General features: G+C 48.2%; 15 protein-coding genes. 12 read left to right on the forward strand and 3 right to left on the reverse strand.

Annotation, left to right across the window (positions count from 1 at the left end; genetic code table 11):
- The first annotated feature begins 1 nt into the window (after position 1).
- Complete coding sequence (locus tag M3079_RS06590) at positions 2-1261, forward strand: saccharopine dehydrogenase family protein (RefSeq protein ID WP_021715769.1); 1260 nt, start codon at positions 2-4, stop codon at positions 1259-1261.
- Positions 1261-2472, forward strand: coding sequence for a carboxynorspermidine decarboxylase (gene nspC, locus M3079_RS06595; RefSeq protein WP_249078131.1), 1212 nt, complete (start codon positions 1261-1263; stop codon positions 2470-2472). The genes M3079_RS06590 and nspC overlap by 1 nt, the downstream gene beginning before the upstream one ends.
- Before the next feature lie 347 nt (positions 2473-2819).
- On the opposite strand, the gene lgt is transcribed toward nspC, so the two are convergent.
- On the reverse strand, positions 2820-3623 hold the full coding sequence (lgt, locus tag M3079_RS06600; protein ID WP_249078133.1) for a prolipoprotein diacylglyceryl transferase: 804 nt from the start codon (positions 3621-3623) through the stop codon (positions 2820-2822).
- Between the two features lie 162 nt (positions 3624-3785).
- Between lgt and M3079_RS06605 the strand changes: the two genes are divergently transcribed.
- The 3 genes from M3079_RS06605 (at position 3786) to M3079_RS06615 (ending at position 7426) form a co-directional block, all read left to right on the forward strand.
- The gene (locus M3079_RS06605; RefSeq protein WP_021715766.1) at positions 3786-4589 is read left to right on the forward strand and encodes an ABC transporter ATP-binding protein; all 804 of its coding nucleotides are present in this window, start codon (positions 3786-3788) and stop codon (positions 4587-4589) included.
- Entirely contained in the window at positions 4589-5809 is a 1221-nt protein-coding gene (locus tag M3079_RS06610; RefSeq protein ID WP_249078135.1) for a SufD family Fe-S cluster assembly protein, read from the forward strand. The genes M3079_RS06605 and M3079_RS06610 overlap by 1 nt, the downstream gene beginning before the upstream one ends.
- Before the next feature lie 129 nt (positions 5810-5938).
- Positions 5939-7426 carry a DASS family sodium-coupled anion symporter gene (locus M3079_RS06615; protein ID WP_249078137.1) on the forward strand — a complete coding sequence of 496 codons (1488 nt, stop codon included), beginning with the start codon at positions 5939-5941 and terminating at the stop codon, positions 7424-7426.
- A gap of 85 nt (positions 7427-7511) precedes the next feature.
- Here the strand turns inward: M3079_RS06615 and M3079_RS06620 are convergent, their stop codons facing one another.
- Entirely contained in the window at positions 7512-8123 is a 612-nt protein-coding gene (locus M3079_RS06620) for a protein adenylyltransferase Fic (RefSeq protein ID WP_249078139.1), read from the reverse strand.
- Between the two features lie 187 nt (positions 8124-8310).
- Between M3079_RS06620 and M3079_RS06625 the strand changes: the two genes are divergently transcribed.
- Genes M3079_RS06625 through M3079_RS06650 form a run of 6 tightly spaced genes read left to right on the forward strand, consistent with a single transcriptional unit; the run spans position 8311 to position 12048 of the window.
- Complete coding sequence (locus M3079_RS06625; RefSeq protein ID WP_249078140.1) at positions 8311-9528, forward strand: type II secretion system F family protein; 1218 nt, start codon at positions 8311-8313, stop codon at positions 9526-9528.
- A 19-nt stretch (positions 9529-9547) separates the two neighbouring features.
- Entirely contained in the window at positions 9548-9928 is a 381-nt protein-coding gene (locus M3079_RS06630) for a prepilin-type N-terminal cleavage/methylation domain-containing protein (RefSeq protein ID WP_249078142.1), read from the forward strand.
- Entirely contained in the window at positions 9903-10355 is a 453-nt protein-coding gene (locus tag M3079_RS06635) for a hypothetical protein (RefSeq protein ID WP_249078144.1), read from the forward strand. Before M3079_RS06630 ends, M3079_RS06635 begins: the two co-directional genes overlap by 26 nt.
- On the forward strand, positions 10352-10657 hold the full coding sequence (locus M3079_RS06640) for a hypothetical protein (protein WP_249078145.1): 306 nt from the start codon (positions 10352-10354) through the stop codon (positions 10655-10657). The genes M3079_RS06635 and M3079_RS06640 overlap by 4 nt, the downstream gene beginning before the upstream one ends.
- Positions 10650-11132, forward strand: coding sequence for a hypothetical protein (locus tag M3079_RS06645; protein ID WP_249078147.1), 483 nt, complete (start codon positions 10650-10652; stop codon positions 11130-11132). The genes M3079_RS06640 and M3079_RS06645 overlap by 8 nt, the downstream gene beginning before the upstream one ends.
- Entirely contained in the window at positions 11107-12048 is a 942-nt protein-coding gene (locus M3079_RS06650; RefSeq protein WP_249078149.1) for a hypothetical protein, read from the forward strand. The genes M3079_RS06645 and M3079_RS06650 overlap by 26 nt, the downstream gene beginning before the upstream one ends.
- A 58-nt stretch (positions 12049-12106) precedes the next feature.
- On the opposite strand, the gene M3079_RS06655 is transcribed toward M3079_RS06650, so the two are convergent.
- Positions 12107-12802: a metallophosphoesterase gene (locus tag M3079_RS06655; protein WP_249078150.1), complete on the reverse strand. Its 696-nt coding sequence runs from the start codon at positions 12800-12802 to the stop codon at positions 12107-12109.
- Positions 12803-12966: 164 nt separating this feature from the next.
- Between M3079_RS06655 and leuS the strand changes: the two genes are divergently transcribed.
- Positions 12967-15459 (forward strand): leucine--tRNA ligase, encoded by a 2493-nt coding sequence (gene leuS, locus M3079_RS06660; RefSeq protein ID WP_249078152.1) that lies wholly within the window; start codon positions 12967-12969, stop codon positions 15457-15459.
- Positions 15460-15525 lie beyond the last annotated feature (66 nt).

Genomic DNA, 15525 nt, shown 5'->3' on the forward strand with positions numbered 1-15525 from the left:
AATGAGTAAAGTTCTTGTTATCGGTTGCGGCGGCGTTGCTACCGTTGCCATCCACAAATGCTGCCAGGTGAGCGAAATTTTTACGGAGCTGTGCATTGCCAGCCGTACCAAAGCCAAATGCGATAAGCTCGCGGCAGAACTGCAAGGCAAAACCGCCACCAAAATTACCACAGCGCAGGTGGATGCCGACGATGTTGAACAGCTGAAAGCGCTGATTAATGAATACAAACCCGACCTTGTAATGAACATTGCCTTGCCGTACCAGGATTTAACGGTTATGGATGCATGCCTAGCCTGCGGCGTAAATTATATGGATACCGCCAACTACGAACCGGAAAACACCGATGACCCCGAATGGCGCGCCGTTTACGAAAAACGCTGCAAAGAAGCAGGCTTCAGCGCCTATTTTGATTACAGCTGGCAATGGGCATACCGCAAAAAATTTGAAGAAGCGGGCCTTACCGCGCTGTTGGGCTGCGGTTTTGACCCGGGCGTAACGCAGGCTTACTGCGCTTATGCCAAAAAACACGAGTTCGACACCATCGATACTATTGATATTTTGGACTGCAACGGCGGCGACCACGGTTATGCCTTCGCCACCAACTTCAACCCCGAGGTTAACCTGCGCGAAGTATCTGCCCCTGGCAGCTATTGGGAAAACGGCAAATGGGTAGAAATTCCTGCTATGAGCATTAAGCGCGAATATGATTTTGACCAGGTTGGGCATAAGGATATGTACCTTCTGCACCACGAAGAAATTGAAAGCCTGGCGCTGAACATTCCCGAAGTAAAACGCATCCGCTTCTTTATGACCTTTGGGCAGAGCTACCTTGACCATATGCGCTGCCTGGAAAACGTAGGCATGCTTTCTACAACGCCGGTAATGTTTGAAGGGCACGAAATTGTGCCGATTAAATTTTTGAAAGCCCTGCTGCCCGACCCGGCAAGCCTTGGCCCTCGTACTAAGGGCAAAACCAATATCGGCTGCATTTTTACCGGCAAAAAAGACGGCAAAGATAAAACCTACTATATTTACAACGTGTGCGACCACGAAGAATGCTACAAAGAAGTCGGCAGCCAGGCAGTAAGCTACACCACCGGCGTACCTGCTATGTGCGGCGCAATGATGCTGCTGACCGGCAAATGGAACAAACCCGGCGTGTACACCGTGGAAGAGTTTGACCCGGACCCGTTCCTGGACGCGCTGGATAAATACGGCCTGCCCAGAAGCGAAAGCTATGCCCCGGTGCTGGTAGACTGATGGGCGTTTTAACTAAAGACAGCCGCCCGCAGTTTGCCGGGCTGCGCGGTAAGCTGCCGCAGGAAGTTTTTGGCAGCCTGCCCACGCCCTGTTATATTTTGGACGAAGTGATGCTGAAGCACAACGGCGAAATTTTGGCGGGCGTGGCGGCGCGTACGGGCTGTAAAATTTTGCTGGCGCAGAAGGCGTTCAGCAACTACGATTTATACCCGGTGCTTGCGTCTTACCTTGCCGGTACGGAAGCCAGTGGTTTGTACGAGGCACGCCTTGGCGCGGAAGAAATGCCCGGCAAGGAAGTACACGTTTTTTGCGACGCTTACCGTGAGGACGAGTTTTACGAACTGTTAAAATACGCGGGGCATATCGTGTTTAATTCTCCGCGCCAGCTGGCAAAATACGGCGCCGCTGCCAAACAGGCGGGCAAAAGCGTGGGCCTGCGCATTAACCCGGAATGCTCTACGCAGGAAGGGCACGCCATTTACGACCCCTGCGCTCCCGGCAGCCGCATGGGCACCACCCGCGCGCAGTGGGATGAGCAAATGACGCCGGAGCTTGCGGCGATGCTGGATGGCTTGCATTTCCACACGCTGTGCGAGCAGGATGCCGGTGACTTGGAAATAACTTTACAAGCCGTTGAACAGCGTTTCGGCGATGTGCTGCCCAAAATGCAGTGGCTTAATTTTGGCGGCGGGCACCATATTACCCGCCCCGGTTATAACATCAGCCTGCTGGAACGATGCATTAATTATGCGCAGCAAAAATGGGGTGTAACCGTGTACTTGGAACCTGGCGAAGCCTGCGCTTTAAACGCCGGTTACTTGGCAACGCGCGTACTGGATATAATCAAAAACGGCAGCACCAATATCGCGATACTTGATACCAGTGCTGCCTGCCACATGCCCGATGTTTTAGAAATGCCCTACCGTCCGCCGCTGTACGGCGCAGGCGACGCCGCAGAAAAAAGTTATACCTGCCGTTTGGGCAGCCAAACCTGCCTTGCGGGAGATGTTATCGGCGATTACAGCTTTGACGCGCCGCTTGGCGAAGGCGATATGCTTTTGTTTGGCGATATGGCAATTTACACTACCTGCAAAAACAATACCTTTAACGGCATGCCGCTGCCTGCCATTTATTCATATACGGCATCAGGGCAGCTTAAGCTGATTAAAAAATTTAACTATAACGATTTTAAAAACCGCTTGGGCAGATAATTGAATAACGGCAAAAGAAAACCTCCGCAAAAATTTTCTGCGGAGGTTTTTGCGTACCGGCATTTTTAAACGGCTGTGGTAAAATGCTGCGGCCTAATAAAAAAAGCTGCGCTCCGGCGGCATTTTAACGTAAAGAGAAACAGCGCTTGCAGGGGATTAGTGCAAGCGCCGCTCTCTAGGAAAGCTGTTTATGATGAATTTGATGGGAAGGGTTTAGCAAGTTCTCACTTGCTATGGCTTTATTATACAAAATATATTTGACATAAAAAGGGCAAGAATTTGAACAGTTTGTGAACATATAAAAATTTTTAATCATTCGTCATTTATAATAAGTTTAATATTTTTTATTATTTTTTTGATGCAGTTTTGGAAGCGGCTGTTTGCTTTTTATCCTTTACGCCGCAGTAAATAAAGGCGGCAAGCGCAATTAAAAAGAATATCAAGCTTGTTGCCTGCGCCGATTTTAAGCCGAACAGGAACGGTTCCACGTAGTCGCCGCGCAGCATTTCCAGCCCAAAGCGCACGGCGGAATACAGCATAACATACAGGCACATAACCTGCCCTCTGGCGTGGCCGCAGGCGCGGAAGATTAATAAAAGGGCAAAAATGACAACGTCCAGCTGGCCTTCCCAAACTTCCGCAGGCCAAAGCGGCTGGCTGCCGTAGGTTTTGTGTGCCAGCGTGCCAACGGGGTACAAAATGCCGAAGTTGCCGCCGGTAGGGGTGCCGAAGGCATCGCCGTTCAGCAGGTTTGCCATGCGCCCAACCGCCTGCCCTATAAGAATGGAGGGCGTAACGATATCGGCAAAGGCAACCCAGTCGATATTACGGCGCTTGCAGTACCAAATGCCGGTAAGCACGCCTGCAATAATGCCGCCCTGCACTGCCATGCCGCCCTGCCATACAAAGGGAATTTCCAGCAGGTGGTGCTGGTAGTAATCCCAGTCGAAAAAAAACACATCCCACAGGCGCGCGCCGATAAGTCCGGCAAAGCCGCCGTAAATGCCGATATCAAGAACGTGCTGGTGCCAGCGTCCGTCCTGCTTGGCTAAAAAGTAGGCCACGCCCGTTGCCAGAAAAATGCTCATACATAAAACAAGCCCGTACATACGGATTGGGAAATCGCCGATGTAAAAAAGATATTGATGCATAGTTACCTCCTGCTTATAATAAAAGCGTTGTTATTATTGTAGCACATGTATAAATAAATGGCTATGGAGAAATTCCTACAAAAAAAGTATGGAATTAATTTAGAAGCTGTGTTATAATGATAACGCAATCAAAGCAAATCCTGAAGAAAGAAGGTAAATTAAGTGTTAAAAATAGAGCATTTGTCCGTGGCTGTACGCGGGCGTAAAATACTTAACGATATTAATTTGCATATTAAACCCGGCGAAGTCCATGTGCTGTTCGGGCCTAACGGCACCGGCAAATCCACCCTTATAGGTGCGATTATGGGCTTTAACCGTTACGAAATTTTAGAAGGTAAAATTTATTTTAAAGGGCAGGACATTACAGATATGAGCTGCGACGAAAGGGCAAGGCTCGGCGTTGGCGTAATGATTCAGCGCCCGCCGACGATTCGCGGGCTTTCGCTGCGCAAAATGGTGGAAATTTGCGGCGCAACCAGTGAAGAAGCCGAAACAATGGCTAAATGGATGGGGCTGGATAATTTCCTCGACCGCAGCGTTAACGACGGCTTCAGCGGCGGTGAGTTAAAACGCTGCGAGCTTTTGCAGCTGATGGCGCAGAACCCCGACCTGCTTTTGCTGGATGAACCGGAAAGCGGCGTTGACCTGGAAAACATTGCCCTTGTCGGCAAAGCCGTAAACTATATTCTGCATACCGAACCGTGCGGCGGCGCGGGCTGCGATAAGCCGTGCTGCATTAAAAACCAGGGCTGGGAAAACTGCAATCCGCTGGAAAGCAAACGCAGCGGGCTGATTATTACCCATTCCGGCCATATTTTAAAATATGTGCCTGCCAGCCATGCGCATATTCTTTATGAAGGAAAAATGACCTGTGCCTGCGGTGACCCGCTGGACGTACTGAACTGCATTGGGCAGGCAGGTTATGAAACCTGTGTGAAACGCGGCAAATGCGAGGTGAAAAAATAATGGATAATAAAAAACTTACTGCTGCACTTGAGAAAAAAGCCGTTTACGGCAATGACATAGATTTAAACTCTTACAGCGACAGCGATAAGGGCAGCCTTAAAAGCGTGGATGACCTTTCGGAAGCAACGCGCGGGCGCCTGGAATACGTTGGCATTGAAACCGGCGCGGCGGAAGAAGAAAGCCGCAGCGCTTCGTTTGTGCAGCTTGATAACAATGCTGTGGAAATTAAAGTAAAAAAACAAACTCCGCTGGAACTGATGAGCACCGGCAAAGCTGCCGAAAAATATCCGGAGCTGGTGGAAAAATACTGGTGGAAGGCTGTGCAGCCCGATACCGATAAATATACAGCAAGAACCGCCCTTGAAAAAGAGCAGGGTTATTTTATACGTGTAAAGGCGGGCGAAAAAATTACCACGCCGCTGCAGGCCTGCATGTGCATCAGCCATGACCAGCAGCTGCAGCATGTACACAATGTTATTATTGTTGAGGACGGCGCGGAACTGAGCATTATTTCCGGCTGTACTTCGGCACATGAAGTTGAAAACGGCATGCATATCGGCATCAGCGAAATGTATATCGGCAAAAACGCCAAGCTGAGCTTTACCATGATTCACAGCTGGGGCGAGAACGTTGTGGTGCGCCCGCGTACTGTTGCCATGGTGGAAGAAGGCGGCCAGTATATCTCCAACTATGTTTTAATTGAAAAAGCAAAGGATGTACAGATGTACCCGACCGTTAACTTAAACGGCAAAAATGCCGTTGCACGCCTGAACTCCATTTTGGTTGCGCCGGAAGGCTCGCACCTTGATATTGGCGGCAGGGTTGTGCTTAACGCGGACGGCTGCCGTGCCGAATCTATTACCCGCACCATTTCTACCGGCGGCGAAGTTATTAACCGCGGCTGCATGATTGGCAAGGTTGAAGGCGTGCGTGCCCATCTGGAATGCGACGGCCTGATGCTGAGCAATAAAGGTTATATTCTGGCAATTCCGGAGCTTGACGCACAGACCGGCAACGCCGAAATGAGCCACGAAGCTGCCGTTGGCCGCATTAACCCCGAAGAAATTGAGTACCTTATGGCGCGCGGCATGAGCGAGGACGATGCTACGGCAACCATTGTGCGCGGCTTCCTGAACGTTAATATTGAAGGCCTGCCCGACAGCCTTGCCAAAAAAATTCATACAACACTGGACAGCTTTAAATATAACAAAGGAATGTAACAATACTTACAATAAAAACTATTGTCCTTCTGGCGTGTAAGTGTTATAATTTATTTAAGCAAAGAGGCTTGCGTTTTAATGCGCAGGCCTCTTTTTTATTTTAATTTTTGTTTGAGGGGATGTGTTTTTATGAGAAAGGAAACTGCTTTAAAACAGGCTCAGCCGGGTTTTATAAAACGCTTTGGGTTTTATATTGCGCTTGCTGTTCTGGCTGTTATTGTGCTTCTTCCCACGCCGGAAGGCCTGTCTGTAGCAGGGCACAGGATGATTGGGGTTATGGTGTTTTCTGTAATTGTGTGGGCAACAACGGCTATTTCGTACCCTGTAAGCGCGGGCGTGATAATGGTTTTAATTGCCCTTCTGGTTGGGTTTGCGCCTAACGAGGCAACCGGCAGGCTGTATGGCACAAGTGCCGGGCTCGGCATGGCGCTGAAAGGGTTTTCGTCAACGGCCTTCTGCCTTGTGGCGGCGGCTATGTTTCTGGCGGCGGCCATGACCAAAACCGGGCTTGATAAACGTATTGCCCTGATGATACTTTCCAAAGTAGGGGCCAAAGCAAACCGCGTTTTGCTGGGCGTTATTTTGTGCGGCTTTATTTTAAGCTTTTTTGTGCCGAGCACAACGGCGCGCGTTGCCTGCCTTGTCCCCATTGTTATGGGAATGATTAAAGCCTTCGGTGTACCGCTGAAAAGCCGTTTTGCAGGCATGTTGATGATTACCGTGGCGCAGGTTGACAGCGTATGGAATGTAGGCATAAAAACCGCGGCGGCGCAGAACATGGTTGCTGTAAACTTCATCAGCCAGACGCTTGGCGTTGATATTTCGTGGCTGGACTGGTTTATTGCCGCTGCCCCGTTTGCCGTGCTGATGTCGGCCGCGCTTTATAAGCTGATGCTGCACATTATGCCGCCTGAAATTGATGAAATTGCCGGCGGGCAGGCTACGGTAACACGCCTGCTGAAAGAAATGGGAAAAATAAGCGCCGATGAATTAAAGCTTTTGGTAATTTCGCTGTGTTTGCTGTTCTTCTGGACTACTGAAAAAGTTTTGCACAGCATAGATACTTCTACCAGTACCATGGTGGCGATAACACTTTTAATGCTGCCAAAAATCGGCGTAATGCACTGGAACGAAACCGTAAATAAAATTAACTGGGGCACGGTTGTGCTGTTTGGCGTGGGCATTTCGCTCGGCAGCGCGCTGCTTTCCACAAAAGCTGCAACCTGGCTTGCCAACCAGATAGTTTCTATCTTTGCGCTGGAAAGTTCTACCACTTTAATGGTGCTGGCTATAATGACCGTTTTTCTTATCGTCATCCACATGGGCTTTGCCAGTGCCACCGGCCTTGCATCGGCCATTATACCGATAATAATTTCCGTACTGCAGCAGCTTAAAACGCCGGGCGTTAACGTAGTAGGCATGACGATGATTTTGCAGTACGTTGTAAGCTTCGGCTTTATACTGCCTGTAAATGCACCGCAGAACATGATTGCTTACGGCACCGATACTTTTGAAGTTAACGACTTTGTAAAATCGGGCATACCGCTTACGCTTATAGCTTTTGCGCTGATAATGCTTTTAGGCGCGACATACTGGAAATGGATGGGTTTGGTGTAAAAAGCAGCTCTGGCTACAAATTAGTTAAAACAGGATAATAAAAATAAAATCTCCGGTTTGGCATATTGCTTTCCGGAGATTTTGTTTATTTATTTAAGTTTTCAGTTTTATAAGTATTATAACCTTCGTAGTTATAGCTGGCGTCGATACCTTTCATATAAACGTCTCGGTCATTAATTTTATCAGTCAGGGCAGATTTTAACAGCAGTTTTATTTCAGTATCTTTTATGGGGCTGCGTTCCATGGCGAGCAAATAATCTTCTTTGTCAATTTTGCTCCAGTCAATTACAAGTTGCAGCTCTGTTTTTAAAATATGGTCCAGCCATATCCGCGTGCTGCGCCCGTTGCCTTCGCGGAAGGGATGGGCAACATTCATTTCCACATATTTGGCGATAATTTCATCAAAAGTATTTTGCGGCATTTTGCTGATGCTTTCAAGTGCATCCGAAAGGTACAGCGCCGGTACAAAACGGAAGCTGCCTTTGGCAATATTTACTGTGCGTATCTGCCCTGCAAAATCGTAAATGTCTTCAAACAAAAATTTGTGAATGACTGCAAGCGCAGAAAAGGTGCCTGCTTCAAGGCCGTTTAAAAAGCCGGTTTCAAAAAGCAGCAGTGCCTTGCGTTTGGTAATTTTTTCTTCTTCGTTTGCAAGCTGCAAGGAATTGGAAATGCCAAGTTTATTATCAAGAGTCATTGTAGTTCTCCGTAGTTTATTTTTGTTTCTATTATAAAACGGCGTACGGCTAAAAGTAAATAAAAATTGCAGCTGATAATAAGCAGCACGGAAAAGTAAAGTCACAAATTTTTCACAAATAAAAACAGAATTTGTGGGAAAACTTTCTGCACCGGCGAATATCAATTACCCGGAAAGGGGTGCAGCGGTGCAGCAGTACAAGTGGAAAGCGGTAGATTCTTCCGGCGTGAGCCGCAGCGGAGTTTACAGTGCTGCCAGCGAATTTGAGGCAGCGGCTTTTGTGCGCAGTAATTATGGTTATTTAACCCTTTTACAGGCGGAAAAGCCTGCAAGTGCCCGGGTAAAAAAGCAGGGGTTGTTTAAGTTTAGCAAAACTAAAAACGGTTTAAGCGATGAAGAAAAAACGGTGTTTTTCAGCCAGCTGGCATTGATGCTTAACAGCGGGCTGCCGCTTTTAAAGTCGCTTAGCGTATTGGCAGAGCGCCTGCCGCCAAAAACGGCGCAGCTTTGCCTTGGCATTGAGCGCGATTTAAAAAAGGGCACGAGTTTTGCAGGCTGCATAAAAAACAGGCAGGAGGTATGGGGCGCACTGCCTGCGGCGGTGGCCGAAGCAGGTGAAAACGGCGGCATTTTATGCGAAATGCTGGAAGAACTGGCAGAATATTATAAATTGCAGGTGCAGATGAAGCGTTTTCTTAAAAATATATCTTTGTATCCGCTCTTTCTTTTTTCAGCTTCATTGGCAACGGCAGTTTTATTTATTGTGCAGGTTCTGCCGCTGTTTAAAGATTTGTATGCTTCAATGAATGCCCAGCTTCCGCCGTATTTAAAGCTGCTTTTTGCCGTGCAGGAATTTTTAGCCGCCAACATGCCGGCAGCGTGCGTATTACTGTCTGTTGTTTTGGTAATTGCGGCGGCGCGGCGCAGGTGGCTGCTTGAACTTGTGTTTAAAATACCGTTTTTTAAAGCGCAAAAAGAACTGTATCTGGAAATCCGCTTTAACAAAGTGCTGGCGCTGCTTCTGCACGGCGGCATACCTCTGCCGCAGGCGGCGCAGATTGCAGGTTCGGCGTTGGGGGATGCCGGGCTGTGCCGCAGGGCGGAAGTTTTTGCCGCTGACGTGCTGCGCGGCGTAAACCCGGCAGAGGCGGCATTAAAGGCAAAACCTTTATTTGGCAGTTTAAGTGCGGAATTTATCGGCGTGGGGGCCGAAACGGGACGCCTGCCGGAAATGTTAATGCGTGCCGCAGAAATTTTGCAGTACCGTTTTGACGATACACTGAAAAATTTAAAAACAGTGCTGGAGCCGCTGCTTTTAACAGTGGCGGCCGGGGTTGTTTCAGCTGTTATTCTGGCTGTGGCTGCACCAATGTTTTCCTTATCGGGCGCGCTGCCCGGATTTTGATTATGGAAGGGGTTATAATTTGCTTAAAAAATTACGCGGCAATGCCGGGTTTACTTTATTGGAAGTTTTGGCGGTGGTGGCTTTGTTAGGCGTTTTGGGCGCCATGCTTTTGCCGTCGCTTGACAGCGCTGCCGGACGCGCTAAAAACGCCCGCCTTGAAAGCGACCTGGCAACAATTGATAACGCTATTTTGCTTTATAAAATGGATAAAGGCACCTGCCCGAGCGCTTTAAGCGACCTGGTGGATGAATACATTGCCAAAGGCAAGAAGTTTGAGGATGCCACCGGAACGGAGCTGGTGTACACTCCTTCTGGCGACAAGCTGACCTATACTTTGAAAGGCAAAAATGCGGACGGTGAACCGGTAACGTCCGATGGCAGCAGTGACGCTGAAGAATAAGGGCTTCGGGCTGGCAGAGTTTTTGGCAGCGGTAGGGCTTACGGCAATGGCTGCTGCTTTTTTGGTGCCTGCTTACGGCGGCGTGCAGAAGTATCTACTGAAAATGCAGGCAGAGCGCGCCGCCCAATGCCTTGCCGGTGATATTGCAGCTTTGCAGCAATATTCTTTTTACGATATGAGCGGCAAAAGCCGTTTGGAAATGGACGCCGATAAAGGCGGCTACCGTATTTATTACGGCGGCAAGCTTGCCGTTTTAAGAAAGCTTGAAAATGGGCTATATTTTGACCAGCATTTTAACGCGCTGAAATTTTCCGGCGAAGGAGCGCCTTCGGCAGCCAATAACTATATTATTAAATGCCGCCAGGATAGAACCATCAGCAAATGGCTGCAGGTACAGCCTGTTACCGGAAGGGTTGTGTTTAAATGAAGGGCAGCAAAGGCTATTTGCTGGCGGAAGTTTTAGTGTGCCTGGCAGCGGCAGTAATTATCTGCCTAAGCGCGGTTGGCGCATATACAAGCGGCATAAAGTTAATGGTGCAGCGCAACGCGGCAGCAGATGCGTTTAATGCGGCAGCTGGTGCTTATGATGAAAACGCTTTGCGGCAGGCAGGGCTTGCCGTTGAAAAAACTGAGTTTTACTGCCCCGGCCTTACAGGGCCGTTTTATTATGTAACGGTTAAAAACAGCAGCGGGAAAATACTGGCAAGCGTGGTAACCGGCGGTGAATAACAAGGGCTATTTACTTGCGGAAACCTGTGCGGCACTTGCCGCTGCCGGTATTTGCGCCGTTATTTTTTATAACGGGCTTTCTGCCTTTGCTGTTTCGTGGCAAAATTTAAAAAGCGACTTGCTTTTATATCGTGCCGCACGTTACAGCCAGAGTTTTATTGAACACGAACTGCTTTTAAACAGCAGCAGGTTAAAAATAACAACGGGCAGCAATGATAAAATTGTTTGCACTGAAGTGTACGGCAACAGGCAGGTAACTTTTTACCGCAGCGGCGGTGCGCTGGCACGCGAAATTAAATATAATTCCACGCGCGGCGTAAACCCGCTTTCTCTGGCGGAGGTTACTTTGCAGTCCATAAAAGCGGAGCAGCTTGCCGCAGATAAAATTAAGGTAACTTTGGAATTTAAAGATAATGCAAGCGGACGCAGCAAAAAATTTACGGAAGTTTATGTTTTGGCAAATGGCAGTTTTTAATAAAATTTTGAAGGATTGCCGCGGCAGCATAGGCACAGCAGTGCTGGCAGGTATTTTGTGTGCGGCGGTATGCCTGCATGCGGCGGCGTACTGGGTGCGCCAGGAAGCGGAAGAAAACAGCAGGCGCATTTTGCGACGCCAGCTGCAATTTGCGGTGCAGGCACTTGCAAAAGCCGGTTTTGAAAACGGCAGCCTGCCTGAAGGCGGAATTAATTTGCCGCCGCAAAAGCTGTACCCCGGCAATTACACGCTTAAAGCAGGAATATTTGAAGAAAACACTTCCGGCGGCATAAAAAAATACACCATACAGGCAGAAGCAGGCGGCGAAACTTTTGCTTTGCAGCAGCTTCAAATAGCTTTGCATCAGCAAATTGCGGAACTTGGTAAACGTTATACGCTTGCTGCGGGTAAAAGTTTGCAGGGCGCGGAAAATCTGCCGGAAGGCATTGCTTATGCCGGTGAACTTGGTGAAATTTTACAAAGCCTTGATGTGAAAAATTTTGCCGCATTTAAGGAAATGGATTTCCCTAGCAAAAGCACATTTGAAGAATACGGGCTTGGCGGTGCGCTGTATTATGATGACGGCAATTACAGCAAAAGCATTGCGTCAAGTTCCAAAAACATCAGAGGCGAAGGCGTGCTTGTTTCCAAAATGAGCATTTTTATTGCTGACAGCACCCAAATGCCGGATTTTTGCGTTATTATCAGCGACGGGCAGATTGAAATAGGCAAAAATGCCGTGCTCGGCAAAGCGCTGCTGCTTTCAAAATACGATATTACCGTTAAAAGTGGTGCTTCCATAAACGGCATCGCCCTTTGCGACGGCAGGCTGATTGTTGAGGACGGAGTTACGTTTATGCGTGATGAAAGTGTTTTGCAGCCTTTTATAACGGCATACCGCTTAAAACAGCAATAAAAAATCCGCACCCGTATGAGTGCGGAATAAGGTTTAAGATAAAATTTTATGGCGGCTCTTACGGCAGTACAAGCTGTGGCATAAAGTTCTGCGTATCGCAGCTTACAAGCTTATAAGTTACGCCGCGGGTTTCGCCTTCAAAAATATTGCCTGCGTCCTGCCCGTGGATATGCCCGAAAACGCAGTGCTTAACGCCGTATTTGGAAAAAAGTTCCGTAAATATGGTTTCTTCGTCCGCTTTATACAGCGGCGGGTAATGCAGGGCGGCAACAAATTTGTTAAAGCCTGCGTTTTTGGCGGCGGCAAGCGAATTTTCCAGCCTTATGCCTTCGCGCTGGTAAATGTGCCTGTCATCATCCGTAAACGCTTCCGACGACGGCAGAATCCAGCCGCGCGAACCGCACACTGCAACATCGCCGCAGGGAAAAAAGTTGTTCTGTAAAAACATAAATTTGCTTTCCGTGGCCTGCTGCATTTTTTTCAGCGAAGTCCACCAGTAATCGTGGTTGCCGCGCAGAATTATTTTTTGCCCCGGCAGGGCAGCAATGCGGTTTAAATCCTGCATGGCAGCCTCCAGCGACATGGCCCACGAGGTGTCGCCGCAGATAATTACGGTATCTGTTTCTGTAATTTTAGTAAGCCAGTTACGGCGTATTTTTTCAAAATGGTTTTCCCAGTTCGGGCTGAAAACCTCCATTGGTTTGGCAGGCGGTTCGCCCGATAAATGAAAGTCACCGATAGCAAAAAGGCTCATGCTGTCTCCTTCTTATGTAAAATCTTCTTTGATTGTATCATATTTTTTACACTTTGGCGATATTAATGCAGGTGCAGAGTATTTATAATTGACTTTAAATCCTGTAAGCTATATAATTTTAAGGGTATTATCTATAAATAGCTTTATTTGCGAGGTTGAAAAATATGATTCAGGAAAAGTATAATCCCCATGAGATTGAAGCCAAATGGCAAGCTTATTGGGAAGAACACAAAACTTTTAAAACAGAGATGGACAGCAGCCGTCCGAAATCTTATGTGCTGGAAATGTTCCCGTATCCTTCCGGCAATCTGCACATGGGCCATGTCCGCAACTATTCTATTGGCGACGTTGTAGCCCGTTTCCGTACCATGAACGGTTTTAACGTGCTGCACCCCATGGGCTGGGATTCCTTCGGTATGCCGGCGGAAAACGCCGCTATTAAACACGGCATTCCGCCGAAAAAATGGACGATGGAAAACATTGCCAATATGACGCGCCAGCAGAAACGCCTCGGCCTTTCTTACGACTGGGACCGCGAAGTAACTACCTGTAAACCCGATTATTATAAATGGACCCAATGGTTCTTTGAACTGTTCTACAAACGCGGCCTGGCTGTTAAAAAGAAATCGGCCGTTAACTGGTGCAACACCTGCAACACCGTACTTGCCAACGAACAGGTTATTGACGGCAAATGCTGGCGCTGCGACCACGAAGTAGTAAAAAAAGACCTGGAACAGTGGTTCTTTAAAATTACCGATTACGCAGACGAGCTTTTAAAAGACCTTGACCTTCTTGAAGGCTGGCCGGAACGCGTTAAAACCATGCAGCGCAACTGGATTGGCCGTAGCGAAGGTTTGGAATTCAGCTTTGATTTTCCGGAAATCGGCGAACGCATTCCTGTTTATACCACCCGCCCGGATACGATTTACGGCGTTACCTATGTTGTACTTGCCGCAGAGCATCCGCTGGTTGAAAAACTGTGCGTAAACAACCCGAAAGCCGAAGAAATTAAAGCTTTCTGCGACCGTGTAAGAAACCAGTCCGATATTGAACGTACTTCCAGTGAATCTGAAAAAGAGGGCCTGTTTACCGGCTGCTACTGCATCCATCCGCTTACCGGCAAAAAAGTGCAGGTTTGGATTACCAACTATGTACTTTACGATTACGGTACCGGCGCGGTTATGGGCGTACCTACCCATGATGCCCGCGACTGGATGTTTGCGGATAAATACGGCCTTGAGAAAATTGTTGTAATTAACCCCAAGGATAAAGAGCTTAAATTAGAAGATATGACCGACGCCTATGAAGAAAAGGAAGGCGTGCTTGTTAATTCCGGCGAGTTCAGCGGTATGGAGCTGCATGCCGGTATGGAAGCAATTAAAGACAAGATTGAAGCAATGGGCATCGGCAAACGCCGTGTAAATTACCGCCTGCGCGACTGGTTAATCAGCCGCCAGCGTTACTGGGGCGCACCGATTCCGGTTATTTACTGCCCGGACTGCGGGGAAGTGCTTGTGCCGGAAGACCAGCTGCCGGTTATGCTGCCGGAAGATGTTAAGTTTGACGCCGGCGCCGTATCCCCGCTGGCAACTTCCGAAAGCTTCGTAAACTGCACCTGCCCGAAATGCGGCAAGCCTGCAAGACGCGAAACCGATACCATGGACACCTTCCTGTGCTCCTCCTGGTATTACCTGCGCTATACCGACCCGAAAAACGATAAAGCACCGTTTGCGAAAGACAAAGTAAATTACTGGTCTCCTGTTGACCAGTATATCGGCGGTATCGAGCATGCAATTCTGCATCTTTTGTATTCCCGCTTCTTTATGAAAGTTCTGCACGATGCAGGCCTTGTAGATTATAAAGAACCGTTTACCAACCTCCTGACTCAGGGCATGGTTATTAAAGACGGCGCCAAAATGAGTAAATCTCTCGGCAACGTTGTTTCGCCGGAAGAAATTATCGGCAAATACGGCGCAGATACGGCAAGGCTGTTTATTATGTTTGCCGCACCGCCCGAAAGAGAACTTGAGTGGAGCGACCAGGGCGTTGAAGGCTCCTTCCGCTTCCTGGGCAGGGTATGGCGTATAGTTTATCATTATCAGGATCTGCTGGCAGAAAAGGTTACGCAGTATAACCCGGCAGAACTGAGCGAAGCAGGCAAAGAACTGCGCCGCGTACTGCATACCAGCATTAAAAAGGTAACGGATGACATTGAGCAGCGCTTTAACTTTAACACTGCCATCAGTGCTATGATGGAACTGGTTAATGCCTTGTATGCTTATAAAGAAGCAGAAAAAACTCCGCATGCCGGCCTTATTTACGAAGTTGTTTCCAACCTGCTGAAATTGCTCTCTCCGTTCGTTCCGCATATTACGGAAGAACTGTGGCACGGCGTAATTTCCGAAGAAGGCAGCATCCACGAAGAAAAATGGCCTAAATATGATGAAGCAGCCATGAAAGTGGATAATATTGAAATTGCTTTGCAGGTTAACGGCAAACTTAAAGGGCGTCTCGTTGTTCCTGCCGCTGCTTCCAAAGACGAGCTGGAAAAACTTGCCCTTGCCGAACCGCATATTGCAGAAACTGTTGACACTTCCAAAATTGTTAAAGTTGTCTGCGTACCGGGCCGTCTGGTTAATATCGTTGTAAAACCGTAACAGGTTAAATTTATAAAAACTCCTTTGATTTAATCCGGGGAGTTTTTTATTTTGTCAGGAGTTGAA

It is taken from the genome of Phascolarctobacterium sp. ET69 (genome assembly GCF_023336935.1).
GTDB classification, from domain to species: domain Bacteria; phylum Bacillota; class Negativicutes; order Acidaminococcales; family Acidaminococcaceae; genus Fusicatenibacter_A; species Fusicatenibacter_A intestinipullorum.

What these genes read in the sequence shown, in the direction of transcription:
- M3079_RS06590 (WP_021715769.1), top strand. Translation starts at nt 2, where the DNA reads ATGAGTAAAGTTCTTGTTATCGGTTGCGGCGGCGTTGCTACCGTTGCC.
- nspC (WP_249078131.1), top strand. Translation starts at nt 1,261, where the DNA reads ATGGGCGTTTTAACTAAAGACAGCCGCCCGCAGTTTGCCGGGCTGCGC.
- lgt (WP_249078133.1), bottom strand. Translation starts at nt 3,623, where the DNA reads ATGCATCAATATCTTTTTTACATCGGCGATTTCCCAATCCGTATGTAC.
- M3079_RS06610 (WP_249078135.1), top strand. Translation starts at nt 4,589, where the DNA reads ATGGATAATAAAAAACTTACTGCTGCACTTGAGAAAAAAGCCGTTTAC.
- M3079_RS06615 (WP_249078137.1), top strand. Translation starts at nt 5,939, where the DNA reads ATGAGAAAGGAAACTGCTTTAAAACAGGCTCAGCCGGGTTTTATAAAA.
- M3079_RS06620 (WP_249078139.1), bottom strand. Translation starts at nt 8,123, where the DNA reads ATGACTCTTGATAATAAACTTGGCATTTCCAATTCCTTGCAGCTTGCA.
- M3079_RS06635 (WP_249078144.1), top strand. Translation starts at nt 9,903, where the DNA reads ATGGCAGCAGTGACGCTGAAGAATAAGGGCTTCGGGCTGGCAGAGTTT.
- M3079_RS06640 (WP_249078145.1), top strand. Translation starts at nt 10,352, where the DNA reads ATGAAGGGCAGCAAAGGCTATTTGCTGGCGGAAGTTTTAGTGTGCCTG.
- M3079_RS06650 (WP_249078149.1), top strand. Translation starts at nt 11,107, where the DNA reads ATGTTTTGGCAAATGGCAGTTTTTAATAAAATTTTGAAGGATTGCCGC.
- M3079_RS06655 (WP_249078150.1), bottom strand. Translation starts at nt 12,802, where the DNA reads ATGAGCCTTTTTGCTATCGGTGACTTTCATTTATCGGGCGAACCGCCT.
- leuS (WP_249078152.1), top strand. Translation starts at nt 12,967, where the DNA reads ATGATTCAGGAAAAGTATAATCCCCATGAGATTGAAGCCAAATGGCAA.